An 18,546-nucleotide genomic window follows, 5' to 3' on the forward strand; every position below is an offset into this window, starting at 1 on the left:
TCAAAGGGGCTTGGCTATTTGCGTACCCTGAGGGCGGGATTCTCTTCGATCTCGCGGGCAAGAGAGACATCCGCGTTGATATAGGGTTCCTGCCGCGCGACGCTCCAGTATTTCAACTCGTCGAGCGGAATTTCCTGCCCCGTTACCGCGCAGCGCACGAAGGCGCCGGGCGCCATCACCTGGAAATCGCCATCCAGATAGCGAATACGCGCCTCGCGCGCGCCGGAGCCTTCGAAACGGTTCATGATCTGAGCCTCATTTGATGACCCGTTGCGCCACAAAATCGCGCCTGCGTCAAGTCAGCGGAAGTCCGTCGGATGCGAAGAGTGTCACGAACCGCTGTACGGCGCGGCGCGAACGCGCCTGACACTCCAGCGCATCGGGCAGCGGTGAAAGCGCGCTATGCAATGCGCGAATCTGCAGATCGCCCACAAGCAGCCCGTAGAAGCCTTGATAGGCGTCCTGCATATCGTTCACCATGATTGTTCCGTTCGCACGCAACTTCTCGATGATCGAGACGATTTTGGGAGCGGAACGGTCACGTCCCTGGGCAATCAGGATAGCGGACAGGGTGCCGCTGGAATCGGCGAGAGCCGCCCGGTTGATCGAAAGCGATTCCGGCGATGTAAGAAGGGACAGAAGCTGTGCGCCGGCCTGCACGAGCGCCTGGGTTGGGTCTCCCGCCCCTGGTTGCAGGCTGGCATTGAGCGCGTCGGCCTGCCTTTGGACCAGGGCCGCAAGTATCGCCTCCCGGTTTTCGAACAGCGTGTAAAGCGTGTCCTTCGAACAGCTCGCCCGCCTTGCAAGTGCTGTCGTGGTGACAGCGGCGAGGCCGCCTTCGCCCAGAAGCGCCAGCGCTGCATCGAGAATGTCGTCGCGCCTCTCCGGCGTTATTCGCTTGGGCAAAATATCTCTCCCATCACTTGTTGAGATGAGTACTGTATGGTACTAAAAAAATCAAGTACCAAGCGGTACTCAGAGAGTGATACCTATAGCGACGGAGACCCCCAATGACTGGACAGCTTCATGAAACGGCCCCTTGGGCTCGGGCCATTGCATTCCTTCTTTCTCTGGCCGCGCTTTTGCTGATGGGCGCTATCGCTGGTTTTTTCTATGCTTATTTCTGCTCAGTGATGTGGGGCCTCGACGCAAGTCCGCCACAAGCGGCCATGGCGGCTATGCAGGGTATCAACGCAACGGTGCGCAATGCCGCCTTTGCACCGGCCTTCTTCGGTACGCCCGTGGTTTCGCTGGCGGCGGCGGCAGCACTTTTTGTTTGCCGTTTCCGGTTGTCCGCAGTGCTCATGCTGGCCGGCGCATGCATTTACGGTTTTGGCGCATTCTGGCCGACCTTTGCCGTGAATGTAGCGATGAACGAGGCGCTGGCAGGCGTCCCGGTCCCAGAAGGTCCGGCCGAGGCTGCTCGTCTCTGGGCAGAATACGCCGAACCCTGGAAATGGTGGAACGGATTGCGCACGGCGTTCAGCTTCGTGAGCCTGGCATGTGTCGGCGCGGCTTTGTGGTTCGCCCGCCCGAATGGACAAATGACTGCATGAAGGCAGACGCGGGGTCAACGCCGTCCGAACAGCTTCTCGATGTCGCTGAGTTTCAGCTCGATATAGGTCGGGCGGCCATGATTGCAGGTGCCGGAGCCGGGAGTGGCTTCCATCTGCCGCAGGAGCGCATTCATCTCCTCGGGCCGCAGGCGGCGGCCTGAGCGCACCGAACCGTGGCAGGCCATGGTGGCTGCGATATGATCGATGCGTTCCTTCAGTGTGTCGGCAGTGTCATGCTCGGCGATTTCGTCAGCCAGATCGCGCACGAGCTGCGGCACATCCACCTTGCCGAGCATCGATGGCGTTTCGCGCACAGCGATGGCGCCCGGGCCGAAGCGCTCAAGCCCGAGCCCGAACCGGGCAAGGAATTCCGCATGCGAGGCAACGCGTTCGGCATCCTCTTCAGGCAGATCCACGATCTCGGGCATCAGCAGCATCTGTGAAGGCAGGGGGCGTGAATGCAGCGCCTCCTTCAGCGCTTCATAGACGAGCCTCTCATGGGCGGCGTGCTGGTCGACGATGACAAGGGAATCCTCGGTTTGCGCGACGATATAGTTTTCATGCACCTGCGCGCGCGCCGCACCGAGCGGATTGCGTGTCAGCTCCGGTGGCGCCTCCTCGATGCCGGCACGGGCATCGGCGCTCAATCCCGGACCGACGTCGAAAGTTTCCTGCCGTGGCGCTGAAAAACCGCCTTCCGTGCGGTGCGCCGTGCCGAAGCCGTCCAGTGGGCGGGTGGGAGAGCGTTCAAGGCTCCAGTCGCGGGCTGGTCGGTCTGCGGGAACATAGTTGCCGCGAGGCCATGCTGCCGCAGGTGCGCTGCCGGCTTCCGTTTCGGGACGGCGGAACGCGGAAAGCATCGCTTCTGCGCCGGATGTCGAGGCGCGCATGCCACTCGTTTCCAGGGCGTGCCGGATGGCGCCGACGATCAGGCCGCGCACGAGGCCGGGGTCGCGGAAGCGGACATCAGCCTTGGCCGGATGCACGTTCACGTCCACAAGGGCTGGGTCGAGCGAGAGGAACAGGGCCACCACCGCATGGCGGTCCCGCGGCAGGACGTCCATATAGGCGCCGCGAATGGCGCCCGCGAGCTGCTTGTCGCGCACCGGCCTCCCGTTCACGTAGAAATATTGCTGCATGGCGTTGCCGCGGGTGAAGGATGGAATGGAGGCATAGCCCGAAAGAGCCACGCCTTCGCGCTCTGCCTCGATGGCGAGAGCGTTTTCCGAAAATTCCTTTCCCATCACCTGCGCGATGCGGCGCAGCAGGCCGTCGCCGTCGGCGGACACGGAAGGCAGCTCCAGCGAATTGCGGTCGGTGCCTGAAAGCGAGAAACGCACCTCCGGAAAAGCCAGCGCCATGCGCTTCACCACCTCGGTGATGGCAGCGGTCTCCGCGCGTTCCGTCTTCATGAACTTGAGGCGGGCCGGCGTCGCGAAAAAGAGGTCGCGGACCTCCACCGTGGTGCCGGGATTGGCGGCAACGGGGCGCACGGATGAAACACGCCCGCCCTCCACGCCAATTTCGGCGGCGCTGTCGGCTCCCTGCGTGCGCGAACGCATCGAAAGGCGGGCCACCGATCCGATGGAAGGAAGCGCTTCACCACGGAAACCGAGGGAGCGGATATCGTGAATATCCTCCGAGAGCTTCGAAGTGCAGTGGCGCGAAACCGCGAGCGGCAATTCGTCGGGCGTGATCCCCGAGCCGTTGTCGATGATGCGGATCAGGCTGAGGCCGCCCCCGGCGGTCGCCACCTCGATGCGGCTTGCCCCCGCGTCGAGCGCGTTTTCAACGAGTTCCTTCACCACGCTTGCCGGCCGCTCGATCACTTCGCCGGCGGCAATCTGGTTGATGACGGTGTCGGAGAGCTGGCGAATGGTCATGCGGCGATTTTACGGGGATTCGGACAGGTTGCGAAGGGTGACATGGCGCGCTGCTGCCATTTGTGCGCAGCCTTTATTCATCATTAAACGCTGTGCGCCGGCATCCTTTGCAGCCGCGCGAAGTTCCGGTGCTCGGGGACAGGGGAGGGTGACGTCCGCACAATGGCCACCACCATGGCGACCACCATGGCCACCACCATGGGATGACTGCCGCCTAAACCGAATTTCGCGAGGTTCGAGAGCCATCGAAAAAATAAATGAGATTTTTTTGAACCTTCTTCTGGCCCCAGGCGACTGACGCTTGAAGGGATCATTCAACAGGAGAAAATCATGAAACCTTTCTACAAGCACCTCGTCGCCACTTTCGCTCTCGCCGTCATCGGAGGCGTTGCGCTTCCGGGAGCCGCCAATGCCAACGGTACCCATTCGGATGGTCACGGCGGAGCCGTCTGTAAGGGCGCAGGCCCGTGTCTCGTGCTGGAACTCGACTGTAAGGGCACCTATACGGACGCAACCGACAGCAACGGCACGGTCTACGGCAAGTGTTCCCAGGTCTCCAAGACCAAGGCCACGCGGGGCATGAAGGCGCTCAAGCAGCGCTAGACCAAAGGCAGTCAGGCAAGTTCGCCTGCTGCACGCCGGAAGGGGATGGATCGGAACAGGGTTTCTGAGAAACGCTGAACCGGTCTGACACCCTGGAAAAATCCCTGCCAAACCCTCCCTTTTGCCTATGAGCCTGTCGCCCTGTTGGGTGGCGGGCTCATTCCATTTTTGTCGGAAAGAGCCTCGATCCATCTGCTACCGGAACAATTCCCTTCCAAAAAATCATTCTAGATGCGGGTCAACTTCGCCTCGGATACTGTATTGTGCGCCGCGAGCCGAGGGCAGCTCTTCTGCCTGGTCGATGTCGTATTGTTGCGTTGCCGTCTCAAAGGGGAACGCAGACCGCTTCAGGGAAGGCATAGCGAATATGGAAGCATCCAAGTCCAAATCCTCTCAGGCCAGCTTCGTCTGGGACGATCCGTTCCTGCTTGAGGATCAGCTCACCGATGAAGAGCGCATGATCCGCGACGCGGCGGCCGCCTTTGCGGCCGACAAGCTCGCGCCTCGCGTCGAGCACGCTTACATGAACGAGGAAACGGATCCGGCGATCTTCCGCGAAATGGGTGAGGCCGGTCTGCTCGGCGTTACCATTCCCGAGGAATATGGCGGCGTCGGTGCCGGCTATGTGTCCTACGGGCTCGTCGCCCGTGAGGTGGAGCGCGTCGATTCCGGCTACCGTTCCATGATGAGCGTGCAGTCCTCTCTGGTCATGCACCCGATCTATGCCTATGGCTCCGAGGAGCAGCGCAAGAAGTACCTGCCCAGGCTTGCTTCCGGCGAGTTCATCGGCTGCTTCGGCCTGACGGAGCCGGATGCCGGTTCCGATCCCGGTTCCATGAAGACGCGTGCCGAAAAAATCGATGGCGGCTACCGCCTGAGCGGCTCCAAGATGTGGATTTCCAACGCGCCCATCGCCGATGTGTTCGTCGTCTGGGCAAAATCCGCAGCCCATGACAACAAGATCCGTGGTTTCGTGCTCGAAAAGGGCATGAAGGGCCTTTCCGCTCCCAAGATCGGCGGCAAGCTCTCGCTCCGCGCTTCCATTACCGGCGAAATCGTCATGGACGGTGTCGAAGTCGGGGAAGACGCGCTTCTGCCTAACGTTTCCGGCCTCAGCGGCCCCTTCGGCTGTCTGAACCGCGCCCGCTACGGCATTTCCTGGGGTGCGATGGGCGCTGCCGAGGATTGCTGGCATCGTGCCCGTCGGTACGGCCTCGACCGCAAGCAGTTCAACCGCCCGCTTGCCCAGACGCAGCTCTTCCAGAAGAAGCTTGCCGACATGCAGACGGAAATCGCGCTCGGCCTTCAGGGGTCGCTGCGCGTCGGCCGCCTGTTCGATGAAGGCAAGATGGCTCCGGAGATGATTTCGCTCGTCAAGCGCAACAATTGCGGCAAGGCGCTCGACATTGCGCGCCAGGCCCGCGACATGCATGGCGGTAACGGCATCCAGATCGAATATCACGTCATGCGCCATGCGCAGAACCTGGAAACGGTCAATACCTACGAGGGCACGCATGACGTTCATGCGTTGATCCTTGGCCGTGCGCAGACGGGCTTGCAGGCGTTTTTCTGATCGGCGGCAAACGGCGCTCGCCCCTCATCTGCCCGCCGGCGCCAGTATCAAAGCCACCTTCTAGATCGGTTCACCGTTTCACGGAAACCGCTATCTCTTTGTTTTTCTGCATTAGACGTCAAGTGATTCTACCTGACTGCAAAATGCTCTAGCCGCTCGCGGGAGAAGGTGAGGATGAGGGGCGGATACCGATGCCCGCCCTGCTTTGCGCCACCTGCTTTGCACTGACGCCGGGAGGCAATGCAAGATTGTCAATGGTCGAAAGCGACTGCGCTCTGTAGTAGAAGAGGGGAGGCCGTTTCTCCCTTCTTCAGAGCGAGGCATTCATGTCCGACGCCTTCCTTTCCCATCTTCGCAATGAACTTGAGGGGTTGAGGCAAGCGGGACTGTACAAGTCCGAGCGCGTCATCACCTCCACGCAGTCCGCCGAGATCGAAAGCGGCGGGCGCAGGGTTCTGAATTTCTGCGCCAACAACTATCTCGGTCTTGCCGACAATGCCGAACTGCGCGAAGCGGCCAAGGCCGCGCTCGACCGCTACGGTTACGGCATGGCCTCGGTGCGTTTCATCTGCGGCACCCAGGAAGAGCACAAGGCGCTCGAGGCGCGGATATCCGGCTTTCTGGGGTTCGAGGATACGATCCTCTATTCATCCTGTTTCGATGCGAATGCGGGTCTTTTCGAAACGCTGCTGGGGCCCGATGATGCAATCATCTCCGATGCGCTGAATCATGCCTCGATCATCGACGGCGTGCGTCTTTGCAAGGCCGAGCGCCACCGCTACGCCAACAACGATATGGCCGGTCTGGAAGAATGCCTGAAGCGGGCGGAGGGCGCGCGTTTTCGCCTGATCGCGACCGACGGTGTCTTTTCGATGGATGGCATCATCGCCAATCTTCAGGGCGTGTGCGATCTGGCGGAGAAATACGACGCCATGGTCATGGTGGATGACAGCCATGCCGTCGGCTTCGTCGGCGCCCACGGGCGGGGCACACCCGAATATTGCGGCGTTGAGGGACGGGTCGATATCGTCACCGGCACACTCGGCAAGGCGCTGGGTGGAGCATCGGGCGGCTATACGAGCGCCCGCCGCGAAATGGTGGACTGGTTGCGCCAGCGTTCGAGACCTTATCTTTTCTCCAACACACTGGCGCCGGTCATTGCGGCTGCGTCGCTCAAGGTGTTCGATCTCGTGGAAAACGGCAACGAGCTGCGCACACGGCTCTATGACAACGCAGGCCGTTTCCGCTCCGGAATGGAGAAGCTCGGCTTCGAGCTCGCGGGTGCCGATCATCCGATCATTCCCGTGATGCTGGGCGACGCTGCATTGGCGGAGCAGATGGCGACACGGCTTCTCGAAGAGGGGATTTACGTGATCGGCTTTTCCTTTCCGGTCGTCCCGAAGGGAAAAGCCCGCATTCGCACGCAAATGTCGGCTGCCCATTCGCCCGACGATATCGACCGCGCGGTGGAGGCATTCAGCAGGGTGGGGCGGGAGCTTGGTGTGATCCCATGAGCGCGTGCGGCTTCAAACTCCACTTCTTCAGAACCATCGAGGAACGTTGACCATGTCCAACATGATGAAGGCGCTCGTGAAATCCAGGCCCAAGGAAGGCCTCTGGATGGAGGAAGTCCCGGTTCCCGAGATCGGCCCCAACGATGTGCTCATCAAGGTCAGGAAGACGGCCATCTGCGGCACGGACGTCCATATCTGGAATTGGGATGAATGGGCAAGCAAGACCGTTCCGGTGCCCCTGGTGACCGGGCATGAATTCGTTGGCACGGTTGCCGATATCGGATCCGCCGTGACCGAATACCATGTCGGCCAGCGCGTGTCGGGCGAGGGGCACATCGTCTGCGGCCATTGCCGCAATTGCCGGGCCGGGCGGGGCCATCTGTGTCACAACACGCTGGGGGTTGGCGTTCACCGCCCCGGCGCCTTTGCCGAATATATTGCCCTGCCGCAGCACAATGTGGTGGCCATCCCCGACAACATTCCCGATGAGATCGCGGCGATTTTCGACCCGCTGGGCAATGCCGTGCATACGGCGCTGTCTTTCGACCTGGTGGGCGAGGATGTGCTGGTGACCGGCGCCGGTCCCATCGGCATCATGGGGGCTCTGGTGGCTCAGGCCGTGGGCGCGCGCAAGGTGGTGATCACCGACATCAATCCCGACAGGCTGGAGCTGGCGCGCAAGCTGGGCGTGCAACACATCGTCAATGCCGGGGAGGAAACGCTCCCCGATGTGATGCGCCAGCTCGGCATGACGGAAGGCTTCGATGTCGGCCTTGAAATGTCGGGTGCGGCACCTGCATTCCGCGACATGATCGATGCCATGAACAATGGCGGCAAGATCGCCATTCTGGGCATTGCCCCCACCGCCTTCGAGATCGACTGGAACAAGGTCATCTTCAAGATGCTGCATCTGAAGGGCATTTATGGGCGGGAGATGTTCGAGACCTGGTACAAGATGATCGCCCTCGTCCAGACGCGGCTCGACCTGCGCGACATCATCACCCATCGCATCAAGGCAGATGATTTCCGTGAAGGGTTTGCGGCCATGCGTTCCGGCGGGTCCGGCAAGGTGGTGATGAGCTGGTAGGGCGGCTCAACTGCGGTTGAGGGCTGCCCGCTCCAGCGCTGCCAGCCCTTCCATGAGCGCCTTGCGTTCCGCAGGCTTCATGCGCTCCAGAAGGTCGTCCTCGAAGCCCCGCGCCACCGGCACCATGTCGCGATAGGCTTTTTCACCGGCCTTGCTGAGGGCGAGTTGCTCTACCCTCCGGTCGCCCGGATCTGGCTTCCGCGTCAGCCAGCGGCGCTGTTCCAGCGCTGCCACGGCGCGGCTTACCTTGGTCTTGTGCATCGAGGAATGCGTACCGATCTCCGTTGCCGTCATGGTGCCGTATTGCCCGAGTGTGGCGAGCGTACGCCATTCGGGCCGCGTGAGGCCGAGGCGGGCCCGATAGGCCTGCGAAAAATCACGGCTGACAGCATCCGTAAGTCGCGTCAGCCGGTAAGGCAGAAAGGCTTCAAGAGCCAGAATGCTGTCGTCGCTCATGGTAGCTTGGCCACTCCCTGATGAAATCCCCACTCCCGCCTCGATTGATAGTTACATTCGCCATGGTTACGGTTGCAACCAATTTGTCGTGAGTTGAAATTGGGAGGAAGGCCATGGGTGTCCAGTACATGCCGGGCTTCGGCAACGACTTCGAGACCGAAAGCCTGCCCGGCGCTCTGCCACAGGGGCAGAATTCGCCGCAACGCCCTGCCTATGGGCTTTACGCCGAACAGCTTTCGGGCTCGCCATTCACTGCGCCGCGAGGCACCAACGAGCGCTCCTGGCTCTATCGGATCCGCCCGAGCGTGAAGCATACGGGCCGTTTTAGCGCCGTGCGTTTCGATTCCTGGAAGTCCGCGCCCAATCTCGGCGATCACGAGCTGGCGCTTGGCCAGTTGCGCTGGAACCCGATGCCTCTGCCCAATGCGGAAACGGATTTTCTTGCAGGCGTCCACACGATGACGACGGCGGGCGACGCGCAGGGCCAGGCGGGAATGGCCACTCATGTCTATGCGTTCAACTCATCCATGGTTGACGATTATTTCTTCAACGCTGATGGCGAGCTTCTATTGGTGCCGCAGGAAGGCGGCCTGCGGCTGAAAACCGAGATGGGCATCATCGAAATTCAGCCGGGTGAGATCGCAATCCTGCCGCGCGGCATGATCTTCCAGGTGGAACTGATGAGCGGGCCGGCGCGCGGTTATATGTGCGAGAATTACGGGGCCAAGTTCACGCTGCCCGATCGCGGCCCAATCGGAGCGAACTGCCTTGCCAATCCCCGCGATTTCAAGACACCGGTCGCCTGGTACGAGGACAAGGAACGGCCCTGTCGGCTGTTCGTGAAATGGTGCGGCCAGTTTCATGTGACGGAAATCGGCCATTCGCCGCTCGATGTGGTGGCCTGGCACGGCAATTACGCACCCTACAAATATGACCTGTCGACCTATTCGCCCGTCGGCGCGATTCTGTTCGATCATCCTGATCCGTCGATCTTCACCGTCCTGACGGCACCTTCCGGTGAGGAGGGCACGGCCAATATCGATTTCGTCATCTTCCCGCCACGCTGGATGGTGGCCGAGCACACCTTTCGCCCGCCCTGGTATCACCGCAACATCATGAGCGAATTTATGGGCCTCATCAAAGGCCAGTACGATGCGAAGGAGGAGGGTTTCGTGCCCGGCGGCGCATCCCTGCACAACATGATGCTGCCGCACGGCCCCGATGCCTTCGGCTTCGACAAGGCCACGAAAGCGGAACTGAAGCCGGTGAAGCTGGAAGACACGATGGCCTTCATGTTCGAGACCCGCTTTCCCCAGCATTTGACGCGTTACGCCGCCGAGACGGATACGCTTCAGGACAACTATATCGACTGCTGGAACGACCTGAAGAAGCGCTTCAACGGGACGCCGGAGGGCGACTGGTCGTGATCGAAAGACTGGTGCTTCTGGGCACGAAGGGCGGCCCGGCGCTGAGACCGGGCGGCCCCATGCCCACCTCCTGCCTTATCGAGATCGGTGGCCGCTCGGCGGTCATCGATTGCGGCCTTGGCGTTACGAAAGGGCTGGTGGATGCCGGCCTGTCCCTGAAGGGACTGGACCTCGTTTTCATCACGCATCTTCATTCCGACCATGTTCTCGAACTCGGCGCGCTCATTCACACAGCCTGGACAGCCGGGCTGGCAACCCCCGTTCGCGTGTTCGGGCCGGAAGGAACACGTGACGTCTGGGCTCATTTCTGCCGCTCGCTTTCCTACGATATCGAAACCCGCATCGTGGACGAAGGCCGCCCGGATATCCGTGCGCTGGTCACGGTGACGGAGTTTTCCCAAGGGCGGGTTTTCGAAGAGGCAGACCTCTCGGTGGAGGCCCTGCGCGTCGATCATCCGCCGGTCACGGAGTGCTATGCGCTGCGCTTCAACGAGAATGGCAGGTCGGTGGTCTTTTCCGCTGACACCTGCCATTTTCAGCCGCTGGCGGCGTTTGCGGAGGGTGCCGACTATCTCGTTCACGAGGCGATGTTGCTTGAGGGCGTCGACCGCCTCGTGGCCCGCACGGGCAATGGCGCGCGGCTGAAGGAACACCTCATGGCGAGCCACACGCTTGCCGAAGATGCCGGACGCATTGCATCCGATGCCGGCTGCGCGCATCTTGTTCTCAACCACCTGATCCCCGCCGACGATCCGCAGGTCGGACCGGAAGACTGGGAACGGGCGGTGAGAACGACCTGGGAGGGTTCCCTTACCATCGGAAGGGACGGGTTCGAACTGCCGCTGAAGCGAGCGTCCGCGCCCAGAGCATGAAGGAAACAGCATGAAACTTGCCACGCTCAAGAACGGCAGGCGCGATGGCCGGCTGGTCGTCGTTTCGCGCGATCTGACGCGCTTCGCCGACGCCTCGTTTCTTGTCCCCACGCTGCAGGCAGCACTCGATGACTGGGCGCGCATCGCTCCGCATCTGGCGGCGCTTGCCGAAAGTCTGGAGCACGGCGCGGTTCCCTCGGACCGCTTCCACGAGCATGACGCCATGTCGCCCTTGCCGCGCGCCTACCAGTGGGCCGATGGCTCTGCCTACGTGAATCATGTGGAACTGGTGCGCAAGGCGCGCGGAGCGGAGATGCCGGAGAGCTTCTGGACCGATCCCCTGATGTACCAGGGCGGCTCCGACAGTTTTCTCGGGCCCCGCGATCCCATCGTCATGGCCGATGAAACCTGGGGCATCGACATGGAGGGCGAAGTCGCCGTCATCGTCGACGATGTGCCGATGGGCGCTTCGCCGGATGAAGCGCGCAATGCGATCCGCCTCGTCATGCTGGTGAACGACGTCTCGCTGCGCGGTCTCATTCCGGCGGAACTGGCCAAGGGGTTCGGCTTCTTCCAGTCGAAGCCTTCCTCGGCCTTCTCGCCGACCGCCGTGACGCCCGACGAACTCGGCGATGCGTGGGATGGCGGCAAGCTGCATCTGCCGCTTTCGGTGGATTACAATGCCAGGCCTTTCGGCAGGGCCAACGCCGGCATCGACATGACCTTCGATTTCCCGGCGCTGATTGCCCATGCGGCAAAGACGCGGCCCCTCTCGGCGGGCACGATCATCGGTTCAGGCACCGTGTCCAACAAGCTCGATGGCGGCCCCGGCAAGCCGGTGGAGGAGGGCGGTGTCGGCTATTCCTGCATCGCCGAAATCCGCACCATCGAGACCATCGAGGACGGCAAGCCGAAGACACCCTTCATGCGCTTCGGTGACACGGTCCGCATCGAGATGCGCGACGAGCAGGGGCACTCGATCTTCGGCGCCATCGAGCAGCGCGTCGAGCAGGGATAGGGGGCGACGGGATGAGCCTCTCGCCGCTTCAGCGCCTCGTGCTTCTCTTCGCGCTTTTCAATCTTGCGGGAATACCGTTTCTGCGCTGGGTGCTGCGGCCGGCCTTCGTCTACCTTAACGATGCACCGCCCTATTGGCCGAGCGTTGTGCTGGGGATCGGCTTCATCCTTTTCGTCATTGCTGTGAACATCTCTTTCACGGTTCGTGCTTCCCGCGTCGAGGGAAACGCGGCGCCCGCCCGCATTATGGCAGGCTGGACTGTCTTTTCGGCAATCTGCGGTCTCCTTCTTGGGGCCGTCAGCCCCTGGTCGATCATGCGCAGTCTCGCGCTGATGGTCAGGCTTCAACTGGGTTCATGAGGATAATCGTATAATGGCCAAGACATTCGCTTCCGCCGGCGATCTCACGGAAAAGAAGATCTCTTTCGATGAGATCGGCAACGACCTGTGGGCCTTCACCGCTGAAGGCGATCCCAATTCGGGCATCATTATCGGCGACGAATCGGTGATGGTGATCGAAGCGCAGGCGACGCCGCGTCTTGCCGAAAAGGTTATTGAGAAGGTGCGTTCGGTCACGGACAAGCCGATCAGCCATCTGGTGCTCACCCATTACCATGCGGTGCGGGTTCTCGGTGCGTCCGCCTATGGCGCCCCCAACATCATCATGAGCGACAAGGCGCGCTCCATGGTGGTGGAACGCGGACAGGAAGACTGGGATTCCGAGTTCGTGCGTTTCCCGCGCCTCTTCCAGGGGCATGAATCGATCCCGGGCCTCACCTGGCCGACCACCACCTTCTCCAATTCCATGACGGTCTATCTCGGCAAGCGGCGCGTCGATCTGATGTTCCTGGGGCGTGCTCACACGGCTGGCGATATCGTCGCCTTTGTGCCGGACGCAAATGTCATGTTTACAGGCGATATCGTGGAATATCATTCCGCCTGCTATTGCGGTGATGGCCATTTCCATGACTGGCCTTCCACGCTCGAGGAAATCCGCGCGTTCGATCTGGATGCCATCGCGCCGGGCCGGGGCGATGCCCTCGTCGGAGACGCAATGGTCAATGACGCGCTCGATCTGACTGGCGATTTCGTCATGTCCACCTATCAGCCGGTGGCACGCGTGGCGCAGGGCGGTGGCACTCTGAAGGAGGCGTGGGATGCCTGCCGCGCATCCTGCGACCCAAAATTCGCCGATTACGCCATCTACGAACATTGCCTGCCCTTCAATGTCGCGCGCGCCTATGACGAGGCGCTGGGTATCGATACGCCGCGCATCTGGACCGCCGAACGCGACAAGGCCATGTGGGAGGCGTTGCAGGGCTGAGCCGAATTCAAGGCAAGGCAAGGCAGGGCAAGACGAGGCACAGAAATCCGCCCCGGAACGCTGGCGAGGAGGCCGCACGGGGATATGGAACAGGTCAAGAGGGAGGAGTGCATGTCGGCACAGGCTGCCTTGATGCGCCGGATGGCGCGCAACAATCGCTGGTCGAGCGACCGGCTTTATCGCGCCGTGCTTTTCGATAGCGCCGTGAAGCCGCCGCCCCGCGATGAATTTCATACCGGCTTCGGTGTACCTTTGCGGGGTGAGGAAATGATCGGGTTCCAACTGGACGGCGAACGCTGATGCCGCGCTATTCCTACGAACCCTTTGCCTACACCACACCGCCCGAGATTGCCGGTGGCCCGTCGGGCCAATATCCCGTCGCCATCGTGGGCGCCGGGCCTGTCGGTCTTGCCGCAGCGATAGACCTCGCCCAACGCGGTGTACGGGTGGTCGTTCTCGATGACAATGACGTGGTTTCCGTCGGCAGCCGTGCCATTTGCTGGTCGAAACGCACGCTTGAGATTTTCGACCGGCTGGGCGTCGGCGAACGCATGGTGGAAAAGGGGGTGACCTGGAAAGTCGGCCGTCTCTTCCACCGCGAGCGCGAGGTGTGGAGCTTCGATCTCCTGCCCGAGGATGGGCACAAGATGCCGGCTTTCATCAACCTCCAGCAATATTACGTCGAGCAATATCTGGTGGAGCGCGCTGCGGCCCTTCCGGAGTTTATCGATTTGCGCTGGAAGAACCGCGTCGTTTCCGTTGAGCAGAGTGCCGGAGATGTGCGCCTCGGCATCGAGACACCCGATGGGCCCTACCATCTCGACGCTGCCTATGTGCTTGCCTGCGACGGTGCGCGCTCGCCGCTGCGGGCGATGCTTGGCCTCGATTTCGAAGGGCAGGTTTTCGAGGAACGCTTTCTCATTGCCGATGTCGAAATGAAGGCGGATTTCCCGTCGGAGCGCTGGTTCTGGTTCGAACCGCCTTTCCATAAAGGGCAGTCGGCGCTGCTTCATAAACAGCCGGACGAAATTTACCGCATCGATCTCCAGCTCGGCCCGGATGCGGACCCGGAGGAAGAGAAGAAGCCTGAAAACGTCATTCCGCGCATAGCCAGGGTGATCGGTCACGACCGTTTCGAACTCGATTGGGTCTCCGTGTATACATTCCAGTGCCGCAGGCTTGCCCGGTTCGTGCATGGGCGGATCATCTTCGCCGGAGACAGCGCCCATATCGTTTCGCCGTTCGGTGCGCGCGGCGGCAATGGCGGTATCCAGGACATCGACAATCTTTGCTGGAAGCTCGCTCTGGTCATACACGGCGAAGCGCCCCCCAGCCTGATCGCCACCTATGACGAGGAGCGCATTCACGGGGCGGATGAGAATATCCTGAACTCCGCGCGCTCCACCGGCTTCATGACACCCAAGAGCGAGATGGTGCGCATTTTTCGCGACAGCGTGCTTGAACTGGCGGCGGATCACGCGTTCGCTCGCCGGCTGGTCAATTCCGGCCGACTGTCGAAACCCTGTTCGCTGGCGGGTTTTTCGCTTCAGACGCAGCCGTCGCAGGCCGAGGGGCTGGAGCCGGGAACGGTCATGCCCGATGCGCCTGTTCTGGATGGATCAGAACACGGTTGGCTTCTCAACCGCATCGGAAACGGGTTCGCGCTTCTGGCGGTCGATTGTGCGCCGCCCCCGGGTCTGCCAGCCGGGCTGCATGTGGTTCAGACGGTACGCGACGGGCAAGGTGCGGCTGCGGATGGGGTGACGCGCCTTGTCGATGCGCAAGGCCGTGTTGCCGAACGATATGGCGCTGGATTGCTCTATCTCGTGCGTCCGGACCAGCATATTGCCGCGCGTTTTCGCCATGCCGATGGGCAGGAGATTGCCGTGGCCATGATGCGCGCCATGGGGAGGGAATGACGATGCCTGACATTGAAATCGGTCGGGACCGGCTCGGTCCAGCGGGCGACGATTGCTACGCCGCACTGATGAAAGCCCATGAAGGGCTTTCATTCGAGCAAAGCGCAAGGCTCAACGCCCGTCTCATCCTTCTGCTCGCGAACGAGGTTGGCGATGCGGATCGCTTCAATGCGCTGCTTGCGGCTGCGAGAGCCTCGGGCATTTCGCGTTAAGATGCAGAGCCTTTTGTGGTCGGATGGAGACATCCGATCCACCCATCGGTACGGAAAAACGAAGATAGGGAGCGGCGACAGACGCCGCCGCTCCATTCACGTTCGGTGCATCAGCCGGCTGCGTCGACCTTGATGGCGCCCCGGCGGATCTGATCTTCCTCGATGCTCTCGAAAAGCGCGCGGAAATTGCCTTCGCCGAAACCCTCGTCGCCCTTCCTTTGGATGAACTCGAAAAAGATCGGCCCAATGACGGTCTTGGAGAAGATTTGCAGGAGGATCTTCGTCATGCCGCCATTCACGACACCTTCGCCATCGATGAGAATGCCGTGTTTCTTCATGCGCTCGATGGGCTCTTCATGGCCGCTCACGCGCTCATGGCTTTTCTCGTAATAGGTGTCCGGCGGGCCGGGCATGAATTTCAACCCGTTCTCGGCGAGCCGGTCCGTGGCGTCATAGATCGCGTCGGTTCCCACGGCGATGTGCTGAATGCCTTCGCCCTTGTATTTCTTCAGATATTCGACGATCTGGCTCGTCTCGTCCTTGGATTCGTTGAGCGGTATGCGAATCTTCCCGCAAGGCGAGGTGATGGCCCGGCTGACCAGCCCGGTGATGCGCCCGTCGATGTCGAAATAGTGGATCTGCCGGAAACCGAACAGCGTGCGGTAGAAGTCCCACCACTTGTCCATGTTGCCGCGATAGACATTGTGGGTGAGGTGATCGAGATAATAGAAACCGACGCCCTCGGGACTGGGGTTGCGCTTGTCCACCCAGTCGAATTCGGCATCGTAGGCAGAACCCTTGTCGCCATAGGCCTCGATGAAATAGAGCAGCGACCCGCCAATGCCCACGATGGCCGGCACATCCAACGCCTTGTCCTTGCCCGTATACGGCTCGGCGCCGCGCGAGATCGCATGCTCATAGGCGTGCTTCGCATCCACCACGCGCCAGCCCATGGATGGCGCGCAGGGGCCATGCAGGTCGACAAAGCGCATGGCATGGCTGCCGGGCTCTGCGTTCAGAATGTAGTTGATGTCGCCCTGCCGCCACACGGAAATCTTCTTGCTCCTGTGTCGGGCGACTTCCGTATAGCCCATCCGGGTGAAGAGTTCGGCGAGCTTTTCAGGTTCCGGGTGGGCGAATTCGACGAATTCGAACCCGTCCGTGCCGGCGGGGTTTTCGTCGGTAATGCGCGCCGGTGGCGCGTCGTGCGGGAAGGGACCCATGATCTTTCTCCTCCGGTCGTGGGACGAAAGGCGCTTATGCGCCTTATGACCAAAGTTTAACCCTCCCGTCTCGCAAGCGGCTTGCATTGTGAGGCGCATTTGATGCTATTAGCGCTTGTATTGTGCACAAATAACGGAGAAATCGTGGCTCAGGCGCGTATGGACGGATATGACCGCAAGATATTGTCTCTTTTGCAGGCGGATGCGCGGCATACGAACAATGATCTTGCCGAACGGGTGAACCTGTCGCCCTCGCAATGCTCTCGCCGCCGCCAGCGTCTTGAGGAAGAGGGGTATATCAAGGGATACGCCGCACTTCTGGACCGTGATCGCCTGGGCTTCGGTCTTGTCAACATTATCACCGTCACGCTGGCGACCCACAATCCCGACAATGCCCGCCGCTTCGGTGAACTGGTTTCCCGTCTGCCGGAGGTGCAGGAGGCACACGCCCTGACGGGTGAGATGGACTATATCCTGAAGGTTGTTACATCGGATCTGAAGGCCCTGTCCGAATTCGTCAACAGCGTGCTTCTGCCGCATGAATCGGTCCAGCACGTCAAGAGCGCCATCGTCCTCCAGACGTTGAAGGAGACCGGATCCCTGCCGCTCTGACAGGGCTTAATGTTACGAATATTTTGAATCTTTCCTCTTTATTGTTACACGAATTGCGCTAAAGTCGCCTCCGGATATGCACTCCTTTCGGGAGAGGTTAGGGTGCATGGGACGGCTGGCCTGAGTTTGGGAGCTTCTGGGTCGTGCCGCTGACAGGAGGATGGCGCCAAGGGCGCTGCACGTCATGCAATCGGGAGGAGACGCATGAAACCATTCCACGTGAAGAAACTGGCTTTAGCTGCCGCCGTCGCGGCAACCGGCCTGATAGCGGCCACCGCATCCTCGTTTGCGCAAGAGGTTACGCTGAGGCTGCACCAATTCCTGCCGGCCCAGGCGAATGTGCCCAAGCTGGTGCTCGACCCCTGGGCGGATAAGATCGAGAAGGAATCGGGCGGTCGCATCAAGATCGAGCGCTATCCGGCCATGCAGCTCGGCGGCACGCCGCCCCAGCTTTACGATCAGGCGCGTGACGGCATTGTCGATATCGTCTGGACGCTGCCCGGCTCCAATCCTGGCCGCTTTCCCTCCACGGAGGTGTTCGAGCTTCCCTTCATGATGACCAGCGCGGAAGCTACCTCGCGGGCCTATTGGGACCTCTTTGAAAAACACATGAAGGACACGGAGTTCAAGGAAACCCATGTGCTTGGTGTCTGGGTTCATGGTCCCGGCATGTTGCATTCCAAGGATCCGATCAACACGATCGAAGACATGAAGGGCATGAAGATTCGCGCGCCCACGCGCATCATCAACCAGTTGCTCGGTCAGCTTGGTGCGACGCCGGTCGGTATGCCGATCCCGCAGATCACCGAAGCGCTTTCCAAAGGCGTGATCGACGGTTGTGTCATTCCGTGGGAAGTTACGCTCGCGCTCAAGGTGCCGGAGCTGGTCTCCAACCACACCGAGTTCGGCGGTGATCATGCGCTTTACACGACGACCTTCGTGCTGGCCATGAACAAGGCCAAGTATGACAGCCTTCCCGATGACCTGAAGAAGGTGATCAACGACAATTCGGGCCAGGAATTCGCGGCCTTTGCCGGGCGCACCCAGGCGGGTGCTGATGGTCCGAGCCGCCAGGTTGCCGTCGATCGCGGCAACAACATCATCACGATCAGCGCCGAAGATACCGAGACCTGGAAGAAGGCCGCCCAGCCGGTCTACGACAACTGGGTCGAGGAGATGAAGGGCAAGGGGCTGGATGGGCAGATGCTCATCGATGAGGCCCGCTCGCTGATCGACAAATACTCCAAGAACTGAGGCCGCTTGCGGTC

Annotated in this window: 20 protein-coding genes; 15 read left to right on the plus strand and 5 right to left on the minus strand. The window is 61.1% G+C overall.

Annotated elements, in window-relative coordinates; translation table 11 throughout:
• Positions 1 to 14: 14 nt before the first annotated feature.
• Together NA8A_RS17065 and NA8A_RS17070 are read right to left on the minus strand one after the other, a co-directional pair.
• Positions 15 to 245: a DUF2093 domain-containing protein gene (locus NA8A_RS17065; RefSeq protein WP_009451612.1), complete on the minus strand. Its 231-nt coding sequence runs from the start codon at positions 243 to 245 to the stop codon at positions 15 to 17.
• 49 nt (positions 246 to 294) lie between these two features.
• On the minus strand, positions 295 to 906 hold the full coding sequence (locus tag NA8A_RS17070; RefSeq protein ID WP_009451613.1) for a TetR/AcrR family transcriptional regulator: 612 nt from the start codon (positions 904 to 906) through the stop codon (positions 295 to 297).
• A gap of 104 nt (positions 907 to 1,010) precedes the next feature.
• Between NA8A_RS17070 and NA8A_RS17075 the strand changes: the two genes are divergently transcribed.
• Positions 1,011 to 1,556 carry an anthrone oxygenase family protein gene (locus tag NA8A_RS17075; protein WP_009451614.1) on the plus strand — a complete coding sequence of 182 codons (546 nt, stop codon included), beginning with the start codon at positions 1,011 to 1,013 and terminating at the stop codon, positions 1,554 to 1,556.
• 14 nt (positions 1,557 to 1,570) lie between these two features.
• On the opposite strand, the gene mutL is transcribed toward NA8A_RS17075, so the two are convergent.
• Positions 1,571 to 3,439: a DNA mismatch repair endonuclease MutL gene (gene mutL, locus NA8A_RS17080; RefSeq protein WP_009451615.1), complete on the minus strand. Its 1,869-nt coding sequence runs from the start codon at positions 3,437 to 3,439 to the stop codon at positions 1,571 to 1,573.
• A gap of 330 nt (positions 3,440 to 3,769) precedes the next feature.
• On the opposite strand from mutL, the gene NA8A_RS17085 reads away from it, so the two are divergent.
• From NA8A_RS17085 to tdh, 4 genes are all read left to right on the plus strand, one after another.
• Positions 3,770 to 4,042, plus strand: a complete 273-nt coding sequence (locus tag NA8A_RS17085; protein WP_009451616.1) for a hypothetical protein — start codon at positions 3,770 to 3,772, stop codon at positions 4,040 to 4,042.
• Between the two features lie 367 nt (positions 4,043 to 4,409).
• Positions 4,410 to 5,615, plus strand: a complete 1,206-nt coding sequence (locus NA8A_RS17090) for an acyl-CoA dehydrogenase (protein ID WP_009451617.1) — start codon at positions 4,410 to 4,412, stop codon at positions 5,613 to 5,615.
• A gap of 326 nt (positions 5,616 to 5,941) precedes the next feature.
• Complete coding sequence (locus NA8A_RS17095; RefSeq protein WP_009451618.1) at positions 5,942 to 7,129, plus strand: glycine C-acetyltransferase; 1,188 nt, start codon at positions 5,942 to 5,944, stop codon at positions 7,127 to 7,129.
• Between the two features lie 52 nt (positions 7,130 to 7,181).
• Positions 7,182 to 8,216: an L-threonine 3-dehydrogenase gene (gene tdh / locus NA8A_RS17100; RefSeq protein ID WP_040672907.1), complete on the plus strand. Its 1,035-nt coding sequence runs from the start codon at positions 7,182 to 7,184 to the stop codon at positions 8,214 to 8,216.
• A 6-nt stretch (positions 8,217 to 8,222) separates the two neighbouring features.
• Here tdh and NA8A_RS17105 read toward each other — a convergent pair whose 3' ends face one another.
• Positions 8,223 to 8,672 carry a MarR family winged helix-turn-helix transcriptional regulator gene (locus tag NA8A_RS17105; RefSeq protein WP_009451620.1) on the minus strand — a complete coding sequence of 150 codons (450 nt, stop codon included), beginning with the start codon at positions 8,670 to 8,672 and terminating at the stop codon, positions 8,223 to 8,225.
• 113 nt (positions 8,673 to 8,785) lie between these two features.
• Between NA8A_RS17105 and hmgA the strand changes: the two genes are divergently transcribed.
• The 8 genes from hmgA to NA8A_RS17145 all read left to right on the plus strand — a co-directional run bounded on the left by hmgA (position 8,786) and on the right by NA8A_RS17145 (position 15,443).
• Complete coding sequence (gene hmgA, locus NA8A_RS17110) at positions 8,786 to 10,099, plus strand: homogentisate 1,2-dioxygenase (RefSeq protein ID WP_009451621.1); 1,314 nt, start codon at positions 8,786 to 8,788, stop codon at positions 10,097 to 10,099.
• The gene (locus NA8A_RS17115; RefSeq protein WP_009451622.1) at positions 10,096 to 10,971 is read left to right on the plus strand and encodes an MBL fold metallo-hydrolase; all 876 of its coding nucleotides are present in this window, start codon (positions 10,096 to 10,098) and stop codon (positions 10,969 to 10,971) included. The genes hmgA and NA8A_RS17115 overlap by 4 nt, the downstream gene beginning before the upstream one ends.
• Before the next feature lie 10 nt (positions 10,972 to 10,981).
• Complete coding sequence (locus NA8A_RS17120; RefSeq protein WP_009451623.1) at positions 10,982 to 11,989, plus strand: fumarylacetoacetate hydrolase family protein; 1,008 nt, start codon at positions 10,982 to 10,984, stop codon at positions 11,987 to 11,989.
• 11 nt (positions 11,990 to 12,000) lie between these two features.
• Positions 12,001 to 12,348: a hypothetical protein gene (locus NA8A_RS17125; RefSeq protein ID WP_009451624.1), complete on the plus strand. Its 348-nt coding sequence runs from the start codon at positions 12,001 to 12,003 to the stop codon at positions 12,346 to 12,348.
• 13 nt (positions 12,349 to 12,361) lie between these two features.
• The gene (locus tag NA8A_RS17130; protein WP_009451625.1) at positions 12,362 to 13,312 is read left to right on the plus strand and encodes an MBL fold metallo-hydrolase; all 951 of its coding nucleotides are present in this window, start codon (positions 12,362 to 12,364) and stop codon (positions 13,310 to 13,312) included.
• Between the two features lie 111 nt (positions 13,313 to 13,423).
• Complete coding sequence (locus NA8A_RS17135) at positions 13,424 to 13,612, plus strand: hypothetical protein (RefSeq protein ID WP_040672910.1); 189 nt, start codon at positions 13,424 to 13,426, stop codon at positions 13,610 to 13,612.
• Complete coding sequence (locus NA8A_RS17140; protein ID WP_009451627.1) at positions 13,612 to 15,231, plus strand: FAD-dependent oxidoreductase; 1,620 nt, start codon at positions 13,612 to 13,614, stop codon at positions 15,229 to 15,231. Before NA8A_RS17135 ends, NA8A_RS17140 begins: the two co-directional genes overlap by 1 nt.
• A gap of 2 nt (positions 15,232 to 15,233) precedes the next feature.
• The gene (locus NA8A_RS17145) at positions 15,234 to 15,443 is read left to right on the plus strand and encodes a DUF2783 domain-containing protein (RefSeq protein ID WP_240532813.1); all 210 of its coding nucleotides are present in this window, start codon (positions 15,234 to 15,236) and stop codon (positions 15,441 to 15,443) included.
• A 110-nt stretch (positions 15,444 to 15,553) separates the two neighbouring features.
• Here NA8A_RS17145 and hppD read toward each other — a convergent pair whose 3' ends face one another.
• The gene (hppD, locus tag NA8A_RS17150) at positions 15,554 to 16,666 is read right to left on the minus strand and encodes a 4-hydroxyphenylpyruvate dioxygenase (protein ID WP_009451629.1); all 1,113 of its coding nucleotides are present in this window, start codon (positions 16,664 to 16,666) and stop codon (positions 15,554 to 15,556) included.
• A 144-nt stretch (positions 16,667 to 16,810) separates the two neighbouring features.
• On the opposite strand from hppD, the gene NA8A_RS17155 reads away from it, so the two are divergent.
• Together NA8A_RS17155 and NA8A_RS17160 are read left to right on the plus strand one after the other, a co-directional pair.
• On the plus strand, positions 16,811 to 17,278 hold the full coding sequence (locus NA8A_RS17155; RefSeq protein ID WP_040672913.1) for an Lrp/AsnC family transcriptional regulator: 468 nt from the start codon (positions 16,811 to 16,813) through the stop codon (positions 17,276 to 17,278).
• Positions 17,279 to 17,482: 204 nt separating this feature from the next.
• Positions 17,483 to 18,532, plus strand: a complete 1,050-nt coding sequence (locus tag NA8A_RS17160) for a TRAP transporter substrate-binding protein (RefSeq protein WP_009451631.1) — start codon at positions 17,483 to 17,485, stop codon at positions 18,530 to 18,532.
• Positions 18,533 to 18,546: the final 14 nt, after the last annotated feature.

Source organism: Nitratireductor indicus C115, assembly GCF_000300515.1.
In the GTDB taxonomy this organism is placed as follows: domain Bacteria; phylum Pseudomonadota; class Alphaproteobacteria; order Rhizobiales; family Rhizobiaceae; genus Nitratireductor; species Nitratireductor indicus.